We start from the raw sequence: 18,011 nt of genomic DNA, 5'->3' as shown, positions 1-18,011 counted from the left end.
TAATTAAGAGGCATGTTGCAAAATCCTATTCCCGCACCTTTATTTTACTATCCCGTACCCTGAAAAAAGATAAATAAAATCAACAGATTATATGCGAATAAAAAGAATATGGTGGGCGATGAGAGACTCGAACTCCCGACATCCTCGGTGTAAACGAGGCGCTCTACCAGCTGAGCTAATCGCCCAATATGAGATCAGCAATTGGATAGGCACTCTTTAAGGAATTTTTTTTTCAAACGCAAGAATAAAGATAATGTTTGATGATTTTTTTAAAAAAATGCATAAGGCTTCTTGACATGAACGCATGAACACCTTACACGACCGCTTATACCAATTAATAAATTGGTTCGAAAGAATTGCGCGGGTGTAGCTCAGTTGGTTAGAGTGCTGGCCTGTCACGCCGGAGGTCGCGGGTTCGAGCCCCGTCACTCGCGCCATTTCGCAGTTTTCATATTTTTTTTGAAATATTTTAGGTATGAGGCATGCATTATTAAAGTGTTGGCTTTAATGTGTGTTTCTGAATGTGGTTTTTTCTTCTTTTTACATGGTTTATGAGAATAAGGCTTGCGTCTTTTCTTACTCTGCGTTACCTATGCCAATAAAAAGCATTGCTTGGCATGCTCTTGAAGCAGTACGAGCGGAATGAACAGAGCAATTAGTGTAATTTATTTGTTTAATCTAATGATTGTGGAGTGATTGCGTTAATTAAGGTCGTTCCATTAAGGTGGAAAAAGGTTATGTCTCATTTATTGAGCTCTTATTTACCGGTTTTAATTTTTATCGTCGTTTCGGCGGTTATTGCTGGGGTTCTTTTGATTATGCCTTATGTCGTGGCCTATCGCTCCCCTGATCCTGAAAAATTATCAGCTTATGAATGTGGATTTAATTCTTTTGATGATGCACGTATGAAGTTTGATATTCGTTTTTATTTAGTATCAATTTTGTTTATTATCTTTGATCTTGAAGTTGTTTTTCTTTTTCCTTGGGCGGTTTCATTTGGCTCAATAGGTATGTTCGGCTTTTGGTCGATGATTGTATTTTTAGCACTTTTAACTATCGGTTTTATATATGAATGGAAAAAGGGGGCTCTTGAATGGGATTAATATCTAACAATTCAATGATTACTGCTCCTAAACCGAAGGGAATTATTGATCCGAATACGGGTGAGTTGATTGGTTCTAACGATAGTTTTTTTCGTGACATCAATGCTGAGCTATCGGACAAAGGCTTTTTAGTTACCTCAGCTGATGCTTTGATTACTTGGGCACGTACTGGTTCTTTAATGTGGATGAGTTTTGGTTTGGCCTGTTGTGCTATCGAGATGATGCAGTGTTCAATGCCTCATTATGATAATGAGCGTTTTGGATATGCTCCGCGTGCTTCACCCCGTCAGTCAGATGTGATGGTGGTAGCGGGTACCCTAACAAATAAGATGGCACCTGCTTTAAGAAAAGTATATGATCAAATGCCTGAACCGCGTTATGTGATTTCTATGGGTTCTTGTGCAAATGGTGGTGGGTATTACCATTATTCTTATTCAGTTGTGCGTGGTTGTGATCGTATTGTGCCTGTGGATATTTATGTTCCAGGCTGTCCTCCTACGGCGGAAGCATTGCTATACGGAATATTACTGTTGCAGAAAAAAATCCGTCGGACTGGTTCTATAGAACGATAGGAGCGTTGTTATCATGGTGAGTGAATCATTGGTTGAGCTTGATGCCTATTTAAAAAGCAAGTTAGGAGATAAGCTCGAAGAGACCATTCTTGCATTTGGTGAGCTGACTATTGTATCGCGTCTTGATGCAATTACAGATGTGTTAATGTTTGTTCGTGATGATTCTCGTTGTCAGTTTATTAATATCACAGATATTAGTGGTGTTGATTATCCTTCCCGTGATAAACGCTTCGATGTTTCCTACCAATTATTATCTCCTCGTGAGAATTTACGTTTGCGTGTTAAAGTGCGTACTGATGAAAATACTCCTGTTGCTTCTGCGTGCTCGATTTATCCTGGAGCAGAGTGGTATGAACGTGAAGCATATGATATGTATGGGATTTTATTTTCAGGTCATCCGGATTTAAGGCGAATTTTAACTGACTATGGATTCGAAGGATATCCTTTACGCAAAGATTTTCCTGTTACAGGATTTGTTGAGTGTCGTTATGATAATGAAGCAAAGAGGGTGGTTTATGAGCCTGTTGTTTTGCGACAAGAGATGCGCAGTTTTGATTTTCTTTCTCCTTGGGAGGGGGTGCAATATGTTTTACCATCTGATAAAAAACAAGTGTCAAAAAGTGATACTGAAACTGGTAAAGCTTAACACTAGAGTATAGAGTATTAAACTTTCTAAAATAATTAAGTTTTTAGTATGAATAAGAGTTTTTGTTAATATTTGATATAAAGTTTTTAAAAGCAAGGGGTTTATTGTGGCTGAGGTCAATGTTCGGAACTTTAATATCAATTTTGGACCGCAGCACCCTGCTGCGCATGGGGTTTTGCGCATGGTTCTGGAATTGGATGGTGAAGTTGTTGAGCGTGTAGATCCACATATTGGATTGTTACATCGTGGCACTGAAAAGTTAATGGAAACAAAAACTTATCTTCAGGCTTGTCCTTATTTAGATCGTTTAGATTACGTTGCTCCTATGAATCAAGAGCATGCTTTTGTGCTTGCTATTGAAAAGCTATTGGGTGTTGAAGTTCCCAAACGAGGGCAATTAATACGTGTTTTATTTTCTGAAATTGGGCGCATTCTTAATCATTTACTGAATGTCACAACGCAAGCAATGGATGTTGGTGCTTTGACTCCACCACTTTGGGGATTTGAGCAACGCGAAAGGTTGATGATTTTTTATGAACGTGCGTGTGGTGCACGTCTTCATGCAAATTATTTTCGTCCGGGTGGTGTGCATCAAGATTTACCTGAAACTTTGATTGAAGATATTGGTAATTTTATTGATCCGTTTCTTGTTGCTCTTGGCAAATTGGATTCACTTGTAACGCCAAACAGGATTTTTAAGCAGCGTAATGTAGATATTGGTGTGGTACACATTGATGAAGCTTGGGCGCGCGGTTTTTCTGGAGTTATGATTCGTGGGGCTGGTGTACCGTGGGATTTGCGTAAAAGCCAACCTTATGAATGCTACGAAGAAATGGAATTTGATATTCCTGTAGGTAAAAATAGTGATTGTTATGATCGTTACCTCATTCGTATGGAAGAGATGCGTCAATCAGCGAAAATTATGCACCAGTGCGTGGATCGTTTGCTTGGTAGTGAAAAAAATGGACCTGTTTCAAGTTTGGATCATAAAATTGTGCCTCCCAAACGCAGTGAAATGAAAAGTTCGATGGAAGCACTTATTCACCATTTTAAACTTTATACGGAAGGTTTTCATACACCTCCTGGTGAGGTTTATACTGCTGTGGAGGCTCCCAAAGGTGAGTTTGGTGTTTATCTTATTTCAGATGGAACAAATAAGCCTTATCGTGTTAAATTACGTGCTCCTGGTTTTGCTCATCTTCAAGCTATGGATTTTTTAACCAGAGGTCATATGCTAGCAGACGCTACAGCTATTTTGGGTTCTATTGATATTGTTTTTGGGGAGGTTGATCGCTAATGTCCGTGCGCCGTCTTGCAGATGAAGTCTATCAGCCTGCAGAATTCTCTTTTACAAAAGAAAATCAAATATGGGTGAAAAATACCATAGAAAAATATCCTGTGGGGCGCGAACAATCCGCCGTAATTCCATTATTAATGCGTGCTCAAGAGCAAGATGGTTGGGTGACACGTGCTGCAATTGAGCATATTGCTCAGATTCTTTCCATGGCTTATATTCGTGTTCTAGAAGTTGCGACTTTTTATACTCAGTTTCAACTCAAACCTGTTGGTACAAAAGCGCATATCCAAATTTGTGGTACGACCCCTTGTATGTTGCGTGGATCTGGTGAATTAATTAAAGTTTGTCAGAAAAAAATTCATCATGAGCCTTTTGTTACCAATAGGGATGGAACGTTATCATGGGAAGAGGTGGAGTGTCTTGGAGCTTGTGTTAATGCACCTATGGTTATGATTTTTAAAGATACTTATGAAGATCTTACGGCCGAGCGCCTTAAAGAAATTATCGATGCATTTGAAGCGGGTAAAGGTTCTGAGATAGCAGTTGGTCCGCAAAATAGTCGTAAATCATCTGAGCCAATTAGTGGCTTAACTTCTCTCATTAATGAAAAAGACATAAAGACGCTTAAGTCTTAAGGAAGGATACAGATTGGACATAATAAATATTTTTTGAAATATTTTATTATTTTACCCATCGAAACTGTCTCTAACGAAGAGTTAAAAATTAAAAAAATATTTAAAAATTGCATTTGAGGAAAAGCTAAGAATGCTACGGGTAATAGAAAAAAAGGTGGGGTATGCTGGCTGATAAGGATCGCATTTTCACCAATATTTATGGTTTGAAAGACAAATCATTAAAAGCTGCAATGTCGCGCGGACATTGGGACAATACTAAGGCAATTATCCAGAAAGGTCGAGACTGGATCATTGATGAGGTGAAGGCGTCGGGTCTACGTGGTCGCGGTGGAGCTGGTTTTCCCACTGGAATGAAATGGTCATTTATGCCCAAACAAAGTGATGGTCGTCCTCATTATTTGGTTGTAAATGCTGATGAGTCAGAGCCAGGAACATGTAAAGATCGCGATATTTTACGACATGATCCTCATACTTTAATTGAAGGATGTGCTATTGCTACTTTTGCTATGGGAGCGAATGTCGCTTTTATCTATATTCGCGGTGAATATATTCGAGAGCGTGAAGCACTTCAGGCAGCTGTTGATGAATGCTATGATGCAGGTTTACTTGGCAAAAAAACAAAATATGGGCATGTATGCGATATCATTATTCATCATGGTGCAGGTGCTTATATTTGTGGTGAGGAAACAGCTCTTCTCGAAAGCCTTGAAGGAAAAAAAGGCCAGCCTCGACTTAAGCCACCATTTCCTGCTAATATGGGGATTTATGGCTGTCCAACCACCGTCAATAATGTAGAATCGATTGCTGTTGTTCCAACAATTTTACGTCGTGGTGCTTCGTGGTTTTCATCAATTGGACGTGCCAATAATGTTGGAACAAAATTATTTATGGTTTCTGGGCATGTGAATGCACCTTGTACATTTGAAGAAGCGCTCGGTGTTTCTTTTCGTGAATTAATTGAAAAACATACAGGTGGTATTCGTGGTGGATGGAATAATCTTTTAGGTGTTATTCCAGGTGGAGCGTCTTGTCCAGTGGTTCGTGGAGAGGATATGGTTGACGCGATCATGGATTTTGATGGGATGCGAGATGTTGGATCTTCTTTTGGCACGGGTGGGGTAATTGTTATGGACAAATCGACCGATATCATTAAGGCAATTTGGCGTATATCGGCTTTTTTTAAACATGAGAGTTGTGGTCAGTGTACACCGTGTCGTGAAGGTACTGGTTGGATGATGCGCCTTTTAGAACGTATGGTTGAAGGAAGAGCGCAAAAACGTGAAATCGATCTTTTGTTTGAGGTTTCTCAACAGGTTGAAGGGCATACCATCTGTGCACTTGGCGATGCTGCGGCATGGCCTGTACAGGGGTTGATACGTAATTTTCGTCCGGAAATTGAGCGGAGAATTAATGATTATACGCGAAATGTTGTTCAAAGAAAAAATATTGCTTTGGAAGCGGTTGGATAGAGGATTTTGTTTAAGAGCAACAGAGTGCAAATTTAAAGTGGATTATCTGCAGGCTGGATGAGTGATGATAAATATCAAAGTTGATGGTAAAGAGATTGAAGTTCCTGATTACTACACGTTGCTTCAGGCAGCTGAAGCGGCCGGTGCTGAAGTGCCGCGTTTTTGTTTTCATGAATCTTTATCAGTTGCTGGGAACTGTCGTATGTGCTTGGTTGAGGTTAAGGGAGGTCCGCCCAAACCTCAGGCTTCTTGTGCTATGGGCGTTCGTGATTTACGAACAGGACCTAATGGAGAGATACCTGAAATTTTTACCAACACGGCGATGGTAAAAAAAGCACGTGAAGGAGTGATGGAGTTTCTTCTCATCAATCATCCTTTGGATTGTCCTGTATGTGACCAAGGAGGGGAATGCGATCTTCAAGACCAAGCAATGTTTTATGGGCGTGACTGTTCTCGTTATAGAGAAAACAAGCGCGCTGTGGAAGATAAGTATATCGGTCCACTTGTGAAAACTGTTATGACACGGTGTATTCATTGTACGCGTTGTATTCGTTTTATAACAGAAGTGGCAGGTATTTCTGAGCTTGGATTGATAGGGCGTGGTGAAGATGCTGAAATTACAACATATCTTGAAAAAGCAATGACATCTGAATTGCAAGGAAATGTTATTGACCTTTGTCCAGTGGGGGCTTTAACTTCAAAACCTTATGCATTTCATGCACGTCCATGGGAATTGATTAAAACGGAATCGATTGATGTTATGGATGCACTTGGTAGTGCTATTCGCATCGATAGCCGCGGTCGTGAAGTTATGCGAATTATGCCGCGTACGAATGAAGATGTAAATGAAGAATGGATCTCTGATAAAACGCGTTTTATATGGGATGGATTACGTACACAGCGGCTTGATAGACCATATATTCGCAAAAATGGAACGCTTCAACCTGTAAGTTGGGCAGAGGCTTTTGAAAAAATTAAAATGGTGATTTCTACAATCCAACCAGAAAAAATTGGAGCAGTTGCAGGAGATCTTGCATCCATTGAAGAAATGTATGCACTTAAAAAATTATTGATTTCATTAGGATCAAAGATCTTTGATTGTCGTCAAAGAGGTATGGCTTTATCCCCTGAATTAGGGCGTGCGAGTTATATTTTTAATCCAACAATTGCAGGTGTTGAACAGGCTGACGCATTGCTTATTGTAGGGTCTAATCCACGTCTTGAAGCTGCTGTTTTAAATGCACGTATTTTAAAGCGTCAAAGGATGGGGGCGTTTCCCATCGCGTTAATTGGAGAAAAAGCCGATTTACGTTATCCTTATTCTTATCTCGGAGAGGGTACTGAGGCATTGAGTGCACTGATTCGGGGAGAAGGTGTATTTTTAAATGTATTAAAAGAAGCTAAAAGACCACTTATTCTTATCGGAGAGGGAGCTCTTTCGGGAAAAGAAGGGTTGTCTGTTTTAAAAAATCTTGCAAAATTAGCCGATAATATTGGAGCTCTTAGTGAAGAGTGGAATGGATTTGGTGTCCTTCACAATGCGGCGTCGATTGTTGGAGGGCTAGATGTTGGTTTTACTTCTGAGCTTGGGGTTGCAAATATTCTGAAAACCTGTGAAATCTTATTTTTGCTTGGTGCCGATGAAGTAGAATTGGTCAATGAAAAGGCTTTTACAATTTATATTGGTAGCCATGGTGATAATGGTGCGCATGCTGCTGATGTTATTTTACCAGCATCAGCTTATACTGAAAAATCAGGACTTTATATAAATACAGAGGGGCGTATTCAAATGACAAATAGGGCTGGTTTTGCCCCAGGTGAAGCAAAAGAAGATTGGGCTATTTTGCGTGCTTTATCGGATGTTTTGGGAAAAAAGCTTCCTTTTGATTCTCTTTCTCAATTAAGACAGAATCTGTTTAATGATTTTCCACATCTTTGTGCCATTGATGATGTGCTTCCTTCTGATATAGCTGATCTTAAGCTGCTTGGTTCACAAACGGTTGCTTTGGAACCGCAAGCATTTATTTCTATGGTTAAGGACTTTTATTTGACAAATCCGATAGCGCGTGCTTCTGCAGTTATGGCTGAATGTTCATCTCTTGCGAAAAGCCGCGCTACGCAAGCTATAGAGTAAGTGCAGAGGAAAAGGAAGAATTATGTATGATTTCTTTATGATCTGGTTATTGCCATTACTCATTATAATTGGAAAAGCACTTCTCCTTTTGGTTGTTCTTCTGCTCTTGGTTGCCTATCTTCTCTATGCAGATAGAAAGATTTGGGCGGCAGTACAATTACGTCGTGGTCCAAATGTCGTTGGTCCGTGGGGATTGTTACAATCTTTTGCGGACTTAATTAAATTTGTTGTTAAGGAGCCTATTATTCCTGCTGGTGCTAATAAAGGTGTTTTTCTTTTGGCGCCTTTTGTTTCTGCTACGCTTGCTTTATCAACTTGGGCCGTTGTTCCTATCAATGAAGGCTGGGAAGTTGCCAAAATTAATGTTGGTTTGCTTTATATTTTAGCTATTTCATCTCTTGAAGTGTATGGCGTTATCATGGGAGGGTGGGCGTCAAATTCAAAATATCCTTTCTTAGGAGCACTTCGTTCAGCTGCTCAGATGATTTCTTATGAGGTTTCAATTGGCTTTGTGCTTGTAACCGTTATTTTGATTAGTGGATCGTTGGATCTTACAACAATTGTTCAGAAACAAAGTTATGGAATTGGTACGGCTTTAGGTCTTCCTTTCAATAGTTTTCTTGATTGGAATTGGCTCGTTCTTTTTCCAATGTTTGTTATATTTTTTATTTCTGCACTTGCCGAAACAAATCGTCCTCCCTTTGATTTAGTAGAAGCAGAATCTGAACTTGTTGCTGGTCACATGGTTGAATATTCTTCAACACCTTATATGCTCTTCTTCCTTGGCGAATATGTTGCTATTGTGTTAATGTGTGCATTAACAACCATTTTATTTTTAGGTGGTTGGTTACCACTCTTGGATGTTTGGTGGCTTAATTGGGTTCCTGGTATTATTTGGTTTATTTTAAAAGTTTGCTTTGTATTTTTTTGGTTTGCTATGGTCAAAGCATTTGTTCCACGCTATCGCTATGATCAACTCATGCGGCTTGGTTGGAAGGTTTTTCTTCCTCTTTCGTTAGCAATGGTTGTGATAACTGCTGCTTTTTTAAAGTATAGCGGTTTTGTTTAAGAGGAGATTTCACGGTGTCAGGTTTTATTCAGGCAGCAAAGTCACTCCTTTTATTGGAATTTGTGAGTGCTTTTTTTCTAGCAATGCGTCAGTTTTTTTCACCAAAGCCTACGATTAATTATCCCTACGAGAAGGGATTCGTTTCTCAGCGTTTTCGTGGTGAACATGCGCTACGTCGCTACCCAAATGGTGAGGAACGGTGTATTGCTTGTAAATTGTGTGAAGCGATTTGTCCTGCGCAGGCTATTACAATTGAAGCGGGACCTCGGCGCAATGATGGTACACGTAGAACTGTTCGTTATGATATAGATATGGTTAAGTGTATTTATTGCGGTTTTTGTCAAGAAGCTTGTCCAGTTGAGGCTATTGTCGAGGGGCCTAATTTTGAGTTTGCAACAGAAACGCGTGAAGAATTATATTATGATAAGGAAAAGCTTTTAATGAATGGAGATCGCTGGGAGCGAGAAATTTCTCGAAATATATTGATGGATGCACCTTATCGTTAAGTGTATCGTTGGATGAGAAGTCGGATAATTTTTCCGATAAATTGTAATCTGGTATGAAATTTTGTACCAATTTTTGGGTTAATTGAGGAGAGGCCTATGCTAACAGATCTAGCGGCGGCATTTTTCTATTTATTTGCTTTTATTATGCTTACGAGTGCAATTATTGTTGTTATGGCGCGCAATCCTGTACACTCAGTTTTGTTTTTAATATTGGCATTTTTTAATGCTGCGGCTTTATTTTTACTTGTAGGAGCGGAATTTTTGGGTTTTATCCTGCTTGTTGTTTATGTTGGAGCTGTTGCTGTTTTATTTTTATTTGTGGTTATGATGCTTGATGTTGATTTTGCTGAATTAAAGAGTGGTGCGCTTCGGTATGCTCCTCTAGGAGCTTTTGTTGGAAGTATTATTGCTATAGAATTGATTGTTATCTTTGTGAGTAGCGATTTTTCTCCAGTTCTGAGAACAAATATCACGCAACCAATTCCAGATTTAGCACATAGAACGAATACACAGGCATTAGGTGATATTCTTTATACGGATTATGTTTTTTATTTTCAAATTGCTGGAATAATTTTATTAATTGCAATGATTGGTGCTATTGTTCTGACACTTCGTCATAAATCTGGTGTAAAGCGACAATCTGTGGCCGTTCAAGTTTCTAGGACAGTAGAAAGTGCAATCGAGATTAAACAAGTTGAATCCGGCAAGGGTATTTAAGGGGGGAGCTATGCACATTGATATTACTCATTATCTCATTGTTTCTGCTCTGATGTTTACAATCGGTATCGCTGGGATTTTTCTCAATAGAAAAAATGTGATTATTATCTTGATGTCCATTGAGCTTATATTGCTTTCAGTTAATCTTAATTTTGTTGCATTTTCAGCGTTTCTTCATGATCTCGTTGGTCAAATATTTGCTTTATTTATTTTAACAGTAGCAGCGGCCGAATCTGCAATTGGTTTAGCAATTATTGTAGTTTTTTTCCGTAACCGTGGGTCTATTGCGGTTGAAGACGTGAATGTAATGAAAGGCTGATCAGTGATGTATTATACGATCGTCTTTCTTCCACTCTTGGCTTTTCTCATTACTTCTATAGGGGGAAAGGCTATAGGAGATCGCGCAAGTGAATTGGTAACATGTAGCTTTATGGTCATTGTTGCCGTATTATCGTGGATAGCCTTTTTCAATATTGCACTTGGTGATGCTCAAGTAGTTGATATATCGGTATTATCTTGGCTTTCTGTCGGTAATTTAACTTTTGACTGGGCTTTGCATATCGATACATTAACGGTTGTCATGCTCATTGTTGTAAATAGTGTTTCGGCATTAGTACATATTTATTCTATTGGTTATATGCATCATGATCTTTCAAGGTCTCGTTTTTTTTCTTATCTTTCTTTATTTACATTTATGATGCTTATGTTGGTAACATCCAACAATTTGATTCAGATGTTTTTTGGATGGGAAGGTGTTGGGCTTGCTTCTTATTTACTCATTGGTTTTTGGTTTCAGAGAGAGTCTGCAAATAAGGCTGCAATGAAAGCTTTTGTCGTTAACCGTGTTGGGGATTTTGGTTTTCTCTTAGGAATCTTTAGTATTTTTATTTTATTCCAATCGGTTGATTTTGCTTCTATTTTTGCAAAAGCTGCAACCAGTAGTTTTATGCAAAATATAACGTTTTTAGATTATCAGCTGGATGGACAGATAGCAATTACTATTACATGCCTTTTATTGTTTATTGGTGCTATGGGAAAATCCGCACAATTTCTATTACATACTTGGCTTCCTGATGCAATGGAGGGACCAACACCCGTATCGGCACTCATTCATGCAGCAACAATGGTAACAGCTGGTGTTTTTATGGTTGCACGGATGTCACCAATTTTTGAACTTTCTGCAATTGCTTTAACAGTGATTATTATTGTTGGAGCAACGACTGCGTTTTTTGCGGCAACTGTGGGGTTGGTGCAGAATGATATTAAGCGTGTTATTGCTTATTCTACATGTTCACAACTTGGTTATATGTTTGTCGCTCTTGGTGTTGGAGCTTATGGAGCAGCTGTTTTTCATCTCTTTACTCATGCTTTTTTTAAGGCTTTACTGTTTCTTGGGGCTGGATCTGTCATTCATGCTGTTTCTGATGAGCAAGATATGCGAAAAATGGGCGGATTACGTAAACATATAAAGGTAACTTATTGGATGATGGTGATAGGAACAGTTGCCTTAACAGGTGTTGGTATTCCAGGAACAGTTTTGGGAACTGCAGGTTTTTTCTCTAAAGATGCAATTATAGAGTCTGCTTTTGCAGCACATAACATTGCTTCAGGATATGCTTTTTATCTTCTTGTTTTTGCTGCTTTATTAACAAGCTTTTATTCATGGCGGCTTATATTTATGACGTTTCATGGTAAACCACGTGCAACAGTTGATGTTATGCACCATGTTCATGAATCGCCTCCAGTTATGTTGATCCCACTGCTTATTTTATCTATTGGAGCAATATTTTCTGGGGTTGTTTTTCAACCTTACTTTTTTGGTGATTTATATGATGCTTTTTGGAAAGGGGCATTATTTACAAATAGCCACAATCACATTCTTCATGATGCACACCACGTTTTAAATTGGGTAAAATGGTCACCCTTTGTAGCGATGGCTCTTGGATTTGTGTTAGCTTATTTATTCTATATTGCTGTTCCTTCTCTTCCCAAGAAATTATCGAGAATTATGCCTGGAGTGTATTATTTCCTTTACCGAAAGTGGTATTTTGATCAGTTATATCACTTTTTATTTGTTCGTCCTGCTTTTAAAATTGGTTGCTTTCTTTGGAAAGTTGGAGACAGTAAGATTATTGATGGTCTAGGTCCGAATGGTATTGCAGCGCGCGTTATTGATATTACAAATAGAATTGTTCGCGTACAAACAGGCTATCTTTATCACTATGCATTTGCGATGCTTATTGGCGTTGCATTACTTATTACATGGATGATGATCGGGGGCGTAAATTGATGACCGATTGGCCTATTCTTTCTACGGTTACATTTTTGCCGCTTGTTGGTGTTCTGCTTATTCTGTTTATTAAAGATGATAGCGAAGCCGCTCGATGTAATATACGCAATGTAGCATTTTTTACCACGGTGTTTGTTTTTATTATTTCCCTCATTATTTGGGCTGGTTTTGATGATACAAACACGCATTTCCAAATGATTGAAAAATTCGATTGGTTAGGCGGGGGTATTAGCTATCATATGGGAGTCGATGGTATTTCTATCCTCTTTGTTGTTCTCTCAGCTTTTCTTTTGCCTTTTTGTATTTTAGCAAGTTGGGAGAATGTTAAAGATGGATTAAAAGCTTATATGATTGCGTTCCTTCTTCTTGAGGTTGCGATTATTGGGGTCTTTTGTGCTCTTGATGCAATATTATTTTATGTTTTTTTTGAAGGCAGCCTCATTCCAATGTTTATTATTATTGGTGTTTGGGGAGGGGTGCGTCGTGTTTATGCGAGTATAAAGTTTTTCTTATACACTTTGCTTGGTTCAGTGCTCATGCTGGTTGCTCTTATGGCTATGTACTGGGAGGCTGGAACACTTGATATACCAACTTTATTAAACTATCAGTTTCCTGCACATATGCAAATGTGGTTATGGCTTGCTTTTTTCGCTTCTTTTGCGGTTAAAATGCCGATGTGGCCAGTTCATACGTGGTTACCTGATGCGCACGTAGAAGCACCAACAGCTGGTTCTGTTATTTTAGCTGGTGTATTACTTAAATTAGGCGGTTATGGCTTTCTTCGTTTTTCTTTGCCAATGTTTCCTATCGCATCAGCTGATTTTGCTCCTTTTGTTTTCACGTTATCGCTTATCGCTATTATTTATACATCACTAGTTGCGCTTGTTCAAAATGACATAAAAAAACTTATTGCTTATTCTTCTATAGCGCATATGGGATATGTGACGATGGGTATTTTTGCTGCGAATGAGCAGGGGGTTCAGGGAGCTATTTATCAGATGTTATCGCATGGAATTGTTTCAGCAGCTTTGTTTCTTTGTGTTGGAGTTATCTATGATCGCTTACACACACGTGAAATAGCAGCTTTTGGTGGTTTAGTGAATAACATGCCTAAATATGCTGTTGTTTTCTTAATTTTTACTATGGCAAATGTTGGTTTACCTGGAACTTCAGGTTTTTTAGGTGAGTTTTTAACCTTAATAGGTGTTTTTCAAGTAAATAAATTGGTGGTTGTTTTTGCTACGACTGGCGTTATTTTATCTGCTGCCTATGCACTTTATCTTTATCGGCGTGTAGTGTTTGGTTCCTTGGATAAAGAAAATTTGAAAGTACTTATTGATCTTTCTTTAAGAGAGAAGTTCATTCTTTATCCAATGGGTATTCTAACAATATTTTTTGGTATCTATCCAACCCCTATTTTTAAAGTAACGGCGTTTTCTGTAGAAGCCCTCATCAATAAACTACACTAGATTAAGAGAAGAAAGCTTATGCAAACTGAAATAGTAGCTCAATTAGTGTTAATTTTTCCGGAGATTTTAATAGCACTGGGAGGAGTGATATTTCTTTTGATTGGTGTTTATTCCAATGCACGCTGCTCTTTAACGGTGACAGGCTTGTCTATTGCTCTTCTTATTGCAACCATTGTTATTATCGTTGTTTTTCCGAAAAGTGGCTTATTTCAAAACAATGCGCTTATTATAGATTCTTTCGGTCGCTATATGAAAATTTTAACGCTTATTGGGGCACTCTTCGCACTTATTATGTCTGTGAGTTTTATTTGCTCTCAAAAGTTAGATATTTTTGAATTTCCGGTGCTCGTTCTTTTAGCAACCCTTGGTATGATGCTGATGATTTCAGCTGGTAATATGCTGTCGCTTTATATGGGATTAGAGCTACAATCTCTCGCTTTATACGTTTTGGCTGCAATTAATCGTGATAATGTAAAATCTTCTGAAGCTGGCATAAAGTATTTTGTTTTAGGAGCATTGTCTTCAGGATTACTCCTCTATGGTATTTCTTTGCTTTATGGTTTTACTGGTCAAATTGGTTTTCGCGAAATTGCTCTTGCTTTAAAAGGCGAAAACTTACAATTAGGAGCTATTTTCGGAATTGTTTTTATTTTGGCTGGTTTGGCTTTCAAAATTTCTGCAGTTCCATTTCATATGTGGACTCCTGATGTGTATGAGGGGGCACCAACACCTATTACAGCATTTTTTGCTGCTGCTCCTAAGGTTGCGGCAATGGCACTCATTATTCGGGTTATCGTTACGGCTTTTGTTCCGCTCAGTAATTCTGATGGCTCTATGCCTGCATGGCAGCAAATTTTGGTATTCATGGCGATGACATCAATGATACTCGGTGCTTTTGCAGCAATTGGTCAAAATAATATTAAGCGTTTAATGGCTTATTCATCGATTGGTCATATGGGATATGCTCTTGTCGGTTTGGCTTCTGGAGATTTGCTTGGAGTAAAAAGTGTTATTCTTTATATGACTATTTATCTTGCCATGACGCTTGGTTCATTTGCTTTTATTCTTGGAATGCGTTCTAGTAAGGGAAATGTTGAAAATATTTATGATCTTTCAGGGTTAATAAAGACCAATCCATTTATGGCTGTTGTGATGACTATACAACTTTTTTCTTTGGCAAGTATACCGCCCATGGCTGGTTTTTTTGGGAAATGGTATACATTTTCTGCTGCTGTTCATGCTGGTCTTACTCCGCTTGCTATCATTGGAATGATTGCGTCTGTTATTGGGGCTTTTTACTATTTGCGCGTTATTAAAATTATGTGGTTTGATGATGCAAAAGCGCAGTTTATTGTTTTGCCAAATGAGCTTCAACTCTGTCTTGGCATTTCTGCATTATTCATTTTGTTTTATACATTTTTTGGAATTTGGTTCGTGGAGTTAGCAGAAAAAGCTGCCGCCGCATTATTTTAATGAATATGGTTTATATCTTATCAGATTTTGCTCAAAAACAAGGGTACACTGTTGAAGCATACAAAAATGTTGATTCAACGAATCTTGTTGCACAGAGAAAAGCGCAAGCTGGTCATCAAGGTTATCTCTGGATTATTGCGCAGGAACAGACACTGGGAAAAGCTAGAAGGGGAAGGACATGGTATAGTCCGAAGGGAAATCTTTATTCTAGTCTTTTATTAATTGACGATATTATTCATGAAACTGCTTCTCAGCTTGGTTTTGTTGCTGGAGTAAGTGTGAGAGAGGCAATAAATCAATTTATAAAAGATGAAGAGAAAATGAACAGTATTGTTAGCTTAAAGTGGCCAAATGATATTTTATTAAGGGGAGCTAAAAGCTCTGGAGTTTTGCTTGAGATGTTTAAATTGCCATCACAACAGTATGCATTGATTATTGGTATTGGAGTGAATGTAAAATATCATTATGAAGATGCACCATATCCCACTTCAAGCTTAAAGAATATTGGTTTGCATATTGAAGAAGGACAGTTATTTACGGTTTTGACAGAGTGTTTTTCTAAAAATTATCTTCTTTGGAAACAGCCAAGAGGATGTGAGATAATCCGCGAAAAATGGCTTTCTTATTCTTTTCATCTTGGACAACATGTCAAAATAGTCAATGATGAAAAAGTCATTGAAGGTATTTTTGATGGTCTTGATAGTGATTTTAACTGTATCATTAAACAAAACAATGGCCAGAAAACTGTCATTACAGCTGGAGATGTCCATTTTGGTTTTGCTTCCTCTGTTCATGCAGGTCGTTATTAATTAATAAAATTTTATTTCACTATCAGATTATCTTAATAATTCAGGAGATACTTATATGGTTGCAGCCAATGAGAATGAATTTGTTTTTTTACCTTTGGGAGGAGTAGGTGAAATAGGAATGAATCTGGCTGCTTATAGATTTGGTTCAGAAAACTTTTGTGAGTGGGTGCTTGTTGATATGGGGGTTAGTTTTGCTGGTGCCGAATTACCCGGAGTCGATCTTATTTTACCTGATATTCGTTTTTTAGAAAGTGAAAAGCATAATATACGTGGTCTTATTTTGACGCATGCTCATGAAGATCATTATGGTGCTGTTCTTGATTTATGGCCAAAACTTAAAGTTCCAATTTATTGTACTCCTTTTACAGCAGGATTATTGGAGAGTAAAAAACAGTCAGATTTTGAATCTTATAAAATTCCACTCAATATCTTTCAAGCTGGTGATTGTTTTCAAGTGGGCTCTTTTTCTGTTGAGGCTATTGCTGTTAACCACTCAATTCCAGAATCTGTGTCTTTAGCAATTACGACATCTTTAGGCACTGTAATCCACACGGGTGATTGGAAAATTGATCAAACACCTTCACTTGGAGATGCAACTGATGAAAAACGATTCCATACTTTAGGGAATAAAGGTGTTTTAGCATTGCTTTGTGATTCGACAAATGCATGTCGAGATGGTGTAACACCGTCAGAACAGCAAGTTCAGACAAGTTTTTCTGAAATTTTTTCAAAAGCTGAGGGACGAGTTGTGTTAGCAACTTTTGCATCTAATGTTGGTCGGATACGTTCAATTGCTCTTGCAGCCGAATCTGTTGGGCGCAAAGTTCTTATTGTTGGGCGTTCTCTTAAGCGAAGTATTATGGTTGCAGAAGAGCTTGGTTATATGAATGATTTAGCTCCATTTGTGACAGAGGATGACTATGGTTACATCCGACGAAAGGATCTTGTTTTAGTTGTAACAGGAAGTCAAGGAGAAGCATCTGCTGCCTTAGCAAAACTATCACGCAATGAAATAAGAAATATTGCACTTTCTGCTGGTGATACAGTTATCTATTCGTCACGAAGTATTCCAGGAAATGAAAAAGCGATTCTTGAGATACAAAATCGTTTCATCGATAAGGGGCTTAAAGTTATTACAAATAAAGATGCTCTTGTTCATGTTTCAGGACATCCACGTCGTTCAGAACTTTTACAGATGTATGATTGGCTGAAACCACAAATACTTGTTCCCGTCCATGGTGAGGCAATGCATCTCACTGCTCAGGCTGATTTAGCGCGTCAAGCAGGTATTAAGATTGTTGCTGAGATTAGAAATGGTCATATGCTACGGCTTGCACCAGGTCCAGTAGAAGTCATCGATCAAGCCCCTGTTGGGCGTATTTATAAAGATGGTTGCCTTATTGGGGATGAAGATACGTTAGGAATTCGCGAGAGGCGCAAATTAAGTTATGCTGGGCATGTTGCTGTTTCCCTTCATATGAATAGCAAGCATGAGTTACTTAATGATATCGGTTTAACCACATTAGGACTTCCTGAAAGTAATGAAAAAGGAGAAAGTTTGAAAGATATTCTTTTAGACGTGATAGAAAATACATTTTATAATATTCCGCGCATTAAACGAAAAAATAATGAACTTATTCGAGAAGCAACGCGGCGTGCTGTGAGAGCGGCCGTTAATGAGATTTGGCAGAAAAAACCTGTCTGTACCGTTTTTTTACATCGGTCAAAATAAAGTATTTTAGTATATATTATTTTCTTTTCGCTCAAAAAAATAGAGAGAAGAAAATTGTTAGATTGTTTACCGCTAAAAATAAGCCCAAAA

16 protein-coding genes and 2 tRNA genes are annotated in these 18,011 nt (G+C 38.3%); 17 read left to right on the top strand and 1 reads right to left on the bottom strand.

Going from position 1 to position 18,011, the window contains the following annotated elements:
- Positions 1-109: 109 nt before the first annotated feature.
- Positions 110-185 (bottom strand) — tRNA-Val (locus ABID39_RS03725).
- Between the two features lie 175 nt (positions 186-360).
- Between ABID39_RS03725 and ABID39_RS03720 the strand changes: the two genes are divergently transcribed.
- The 17 genes from ABID39_RS03720 to ABID39_RS03640 all read left to right on the top strand — a co-directional run bounded on the left by ABID39_RS03720 (position 361) and on the right by ABID39_RS03640 (position 17,921).
- Positions 361-437: transfer RNA gene (locus ABID39_RS03720), tRNA-Asp, on the top strand.
- 300 nt (positions 438-737) lie between these two features.
- The gene (locus tag ABID39_RS03715; RefSeq protein WP_354186165.1) at positions 738-1,103 is read left to right on the top strand and encodes an NADH-quinone oxidoreductase subunit A; all 366 of its coding nucleotides are present in this window, start codon (positions 738-740) and stop codon (positions 1,101-1,103) included.
- Positions 1,094-1,675, top strand: a complete 582-nt coding sequence (locus ABID39_RS03710; protein WP_354186163.1) for a NuoB/complex I 20 kDa subunit family protein — start codon at positions 1,094-1,096, stop codon at positions 1,673-1,675. The genes ABID39_RS03715 and ABID39_RS03710 overlap by 10 nt, the downstream gene beginning before the upstream one ends.
- A 16-nt stretch (positions 1,676-1,691) precedes the next feature.
- Entirely contained in the window at positions 1,692-2,321 is a 630-nt protein-coding gene (locus ABID39_RS03705) for an NADH-quinone oxidoreductase subunit C (RefSeq protein WP_354186171.1), read from the top strand.
- A gap of 106 nt (positions 2,322-2,427) precedes the next feature.
- Entirely contained in the window at positions 2,428-3,618 is a 1,191-nt protein-coding gene (locus ABID39_RS03700; protein ID WP_354186161.1) for an NADH-quinone oxidoreductase subunit D, read from the top strand.
- Complete coding sequence (gene nuoE / locus ABID39_RS03695; protein ID WP_354186158.1) at positions 3,618-4,253, top strand: NADH-quinone oxidoreductase subunit NuoE; 636 nt, start codon at positions 3,618-3,620, stop codon at positions 4,251-4,253. The genes ABID39_RS03700 and nuoE overlap by 1 nt, the downstream gene beginning before the upstream one ends.
- A 161-nt stretch (positions 4,254-4,414) precedes the next feature.
- Positions 4,415-5,722, top strand: a complete 1,308-nt coding sequence (nuoF, locus tag ABID39_RS03690; RefSeq protein ID WP_354186156.1) for an NADH-quinone oxidoreductase subunit NuoF — start codon at positions 4,415-4,417, stop codon at positions 5,720-5,722.
- Positions 5,723-5,786: 64 nt separating this feature from the next.
- Positions 5,787-7,856: an NADH-quinone oxidoreductase subunit NuoG gene (nuoG, locus tag ABID39_RS03685; RefSeq protein ID WP_354186154.1), complete on the top strand. Its 2,070-nt coding sequence runs from the start codon at positions 5,787-5,789 to the stop codon at positions 7,854-7,856.
- A 22-nt stretch (positions 7,857-7,878) separates the two neighbouring features.
- Complete coding sequence (gene nuoH / locus ABID39_RS03680; RefSeq protein WP_354186152.1) at positions 7,879-8,925, top strand: NADH-quinone oxidoreductase subunit NuoH; 1,047 nt, start codon at positions 7,879-7,881, stop codon at positions 8,923-8,925.
- 14 nt (positions 8,926-8,939) lie between these two features.
- Complete coding sequence (nuoI, locus tag ABID39_RS03675; protein ID WP_019223540.1) at positions 8,940-9,431, top strand: NADH-quinone oxidoreductase subunit NuoI; 492 nt, start codon at positions 8,940-8,942, stop codon at positions 9,429-9,431.
- Between the two features lie 96 nt (positions 9,432-9,527).
- On the top strand, positions 9,528-10,148 hold the full coding sequence (locus ABID39_RS03670; RefSeq protein WP_354186149.1) for an NADH-quinone oxidoreductase subunit J: 621 nt from the start codon (positions 9,528-9,530) through the stop codon (positions 10,146-10,148).
- Positions 10,149-10,158: 10 nt separating this feature from the next.
- Positions 10,159-10,467: an NADH-quinone oxidoreductase subunit NuoK gene (nuoK, locus tag ABID39_RS03665; RefSeq protein WP_354186147.1), complete on the top strand. Its 309-nt coding sequence runs from the start codon at positions 10,159-10,161 to the stop codon at positions 10,465-10,467.
- Positions 10,468-10,473: 6 nt separating this feature from the next.
- Positions 10,474-12,438: an NADH-quinone oxidoreductase subunit L gene (nuoL, locus tag ABID39_RS03660; RefSeq protein ID WP_354186169.1), complete on the top strand. Its 1,965-nt coding sequence runs from the start codon at positions 10,474-10,476 to the stop codon at positions 12,436-12,438.
- On the top strand, positions 12,438-13,907 hold the full coding sequence (locus ABID39_RS03655) for an NADH-quinone oxidoreductase subunit M (RefSeq protein WP_354186167.1): 1,470 nt from the start codon (positions 12,438-12,440) through the stop codon (positions 13,905-13,907). Before nuoL ends, ABID39_RS03655 begins: the two co-directional genes overlap by 1 nt.
- Positions 13,908-13,925: 18 nt before the next feature.
- Positions 13,926-15,380, top strand: coding sequence for an NADH-quinone oxidoreductase subunit NuoN (gene nuoN / locus ABID39_RS03650; RefSeq protein ID WP_354186145.1), 1,455 nt, complete (start codon positions 13,926-13,928; stop codon positions 15,378-15,380).
- The gene (locus ABID39_RS03645) at positions 15,380-16,189 is read left to right on the top strand and encodes a biotin--[acetyl-CoA-carboxylase] ligase (RefSeq protein ID WP_354186143.1); all 810 of its coding nucleotides are present in this window, start codon (positions 15,380-15,382) and stop codon (positions 16,187-16,189) included. Before nuoN ends, ABID39_RS03645 begins: the two co-directional genes overlap by 1 nt.
- Positions 16,190-16,244: 55 nt before the next feature.
- A complete protein-coding gene (locus ABID39_RS03640) occupies positions 16,245-17,921 on the top strand; it encodes a ribonuclease J (RefSeq protein ID WP_354186141.1) in 1,677 nt (558 codons plus the stop codon).
- Positions 17,922-18,011 lie beyond the last annotated feature (90 nt).

This window comes from Bartonella japonica, assembly GCF_040545385.1.
GTDB lineage: Bacteria > Pseudomonadota > Alphaproteobacteria > Rhizobiales > Rhizobiaceae > Bartonella > Bartonella japonica.
Note: the sequence above shows the minus strand (reverse complement) of the source record. Positions and strands in the feature narration are given on the sequence as shown.